Here is a 1,914-nt window from a genome sequence, read left to right on the forward strand (position 1 = left end):
TTCTTTGAATAACTTCTGTTTGTAGCGCCGGTATTCACGGATAATTTCAGTGTGCTTTTTTCGGTCAGGCTTGTACAGCCCCTTCGCCTTGCGTTTATTCAGCAGCTCCCTGTTACGCTTCTCCCTTTCGGGATTCACGATGAACGTAATCAGGCGGCGGCTTACACCGTACTCGCGTGCCAGCCGGCGCTGACTGACATCTTCCGTCATGTAACGGTGGAAAATCTCTACCCGCTGTTCGGGTGTCAGTTTTTGCCTGCGGTCATACCGTGTCCCGCAAATGGTTATTCCCGTGCTTCTGTATGGCATGGCTGTGTCTGTTTATCGTTTGCATTCCATGAATAAAAGTCGTAATAGCCTGATTTTTTTTACAGTTCATATCTATTTGATTTTGATTTAATTCTTGACCAAACAGCATTTCCGTTGTATATCAACTCATTTACGCTGAATTGCCCATTAGTGTACAGAGGAGTACTTCCAAACGCATCTATATTTCCGTCCATTTTCTTATTACCACAGATGTATATTTGAATTTTACCGGACTTCTTCGCCTCTTTAAGTAAAGTGGAAACACTTTCATCATTAACGCAGTGCCTACATTTTTCGTTTATCCATACAGATATGGAAGTTACTTCTTTTTCATAAGCACATCCCATTCCATCGGAGGCATGTGCTACTAAAACATCTTTATTCATTACTAAATTATTTATATCTTTTTCTTTCATGTCATTTGAGAGTTTCTTGTCACAAACAAGTTATCGTTGGGTCTGAGTCAATGTCAATTTCAATCGAAGCGTACTTTATAGGGAAGTAATATTCAACACCCTTACCATTAGCCATATAATAGTGGAGATTTCCCTCTTTTATCCAACACTCACGTACCGGAGAGTTATTAATACTTACTATCCTGTTGAGATTGATTTTTACCTTTTCTTTCTTGTCCTGAACGGCCAACTTAGTTTCTTCATTTTCGCCTTCGATTGCATCTTGAATTTGTGTGTCAAGGCCAATCGGCGGTAATGTGATTTTTGTAGTTTGTATTTTCATTCTTAATTCTTTTGTTGTGTATTAATCGATAGATGCAACCATTCGGGCAAATAGGATTGGGAATAATCTGTTTCTCCATGATTAAATTCATTCCTGTTTTTAATACTTCTGATTCCATACTTTATCTCCTTTTTGTTCGTATTTAAACTAAAACATTGATATATCGGCAGGCCATTTTTCCACGTCCGTATCTATAAGCATATGCGTGTATTTATCCGACGGGTATTTCTTTTGTGCCTTAAAAGTCGCTTCGATATAATTTTCCGCTTTTACAATAAAGTGTGGCATCTCATCTATATAATCTCTATAAGTATCTCCGTCCTTGTCGGTTATCCACTTATATTTAAAAATCTCAAAGGTATAATATGCCATTCATTTCTATTATTAGTGAACTTATACTGTTGAGAAAATTCCCAACAGGTCTTCGGCGGTCAGGGGACGGAGGGAAACGGCGTTGAACTCCTAGACGTCGTCCTCGTGTATATCCCGCACCCCTACGGTCGGATTCTCGCTACTCGGCCGTAAGCATATGACTTCAAACAGCATTTCTTTGCGGTAATCCGCCGGTCCGTCTCCAAAACTTCGGCGTATCGAACCGACCACCTCGTCCGTCAGGCGTACGAAATCCCCGGTGCGGAATGATGGTGCCGGACTCGTGACGGGAGCCAGCATCTGCCAGTCCCTATGTCCTTCCAGGTCTTCCATAACTATTGTTTTGTATTTCCTGTCCATGATATGCCGTTCCATTTAATCGTTACTGTCATACCAGCCCTCGATCTCATCGAAATAGCCGTTCGAGTCCCATTCTTCCAGCAAGGTGGTCGGGTACGTCCATTCAAGGCTGTAAAACAGATCCTGGCACACCTC

The 1,914-nt window shown here is 41.5% G+C and carries 5 protein-coding genes; all 5 read right to left on the minus strand.

Annotation, left to right across the window (positions count from 1 at the left end):
- On the minus strand, window positions 1-309 hold a 309-nt coding region (locus tag LPH68_RS26070; RefSeq protein ID WP_230297259.1), incomplete at its 3' end, for a hypothetical protein.
- Between the two features lie 59 nt (window positions 310-368).
- On the minus strand, window positions 369-725 hold the full coding sequence (locus tag LPH68_RS26075) for a hypothetical protein (RefSeq protein WP_217733529.1): 357 nt from the start codon (window positions 723-725) through the stop codon (window positions 369-371).
- A gap of 19 nt (window positions 726-744) precedes the next feature.
- Window positions 745-1,047: a hypothetical protein gene (locus tag LPH68_RS26080; RefSeq protein ID WP_217733530.1), complete on the minus strand. Its 303-nt coding sequence runs from the start codon at window positions 1,045-1,047 to the stop codon at window positions 745-747.
- A 147-nt stretch (window positions 1,048-1,194) separates the two neighbouring features.
- Entirely contained in the window at window positions 1,195-1,419 is a 225-nt protein-coding gene (locus LPH68_RS26085) for a sulfate transporter (protein WP_217733531.1), read from the minus strand.
- A 90-nt stretch (window positions 1,420-1,509) separates the two neighbouring features.
- Window positions 1,510-1,779, minus strand: coding sequence for a hypothetical protein (locus LPH68_RS26090; protein ID WP_230297260.1), 270 nt, complete (start codon window positions 1,777-1,779; stop codon window positions 1,510-1,512).
- Between the last annotated feature and the right edge of the window lie 135 nt (window positions 1,780-1,914).

The organism is Bacteroides sp. 1_1_30, from assembly GCF_020982715.1.
Taxonomy (GTDB): domain Bacteria; phylum Bacteroidota; class Bacteroidia; order Bacteroidales; family Bacteroidaceae; genus Bacteroides; species Bacteroides xylanisolvens.

Excerpts from the sequence above, each read along its gene's own strand:
- LPH68_RS26075 (WP_217733529.1), bottom strand. The coding sequence starts at position 725 with ATGAAAGAAAAAGATATAAATAATTTAGTAATGAATAAAGATGTTTTA.
- LPH68_RS26080 (WP_217733530.1), bottom strand. The coding sequence starts at position 1,047 with ATGAAAATACAAACTACAAAAATCACATTACCGCCGATTGGCCTTGAC.
- LPH68_RS26085 (WP_217733531.1), bottom strand. The coding sequence starts at position 1,419 with ATGGCATATTATACCTTTGAGATTTTTAAATATAAGTGGATAACCGAC.
- LPH68_RS26090 (WP_230297260.1), bottom strand. The coding sequence starts at position 1,779 with ATGGACAGGAAATACAAAACAATAGTTATGGAAGACCTGGAAGGACAT.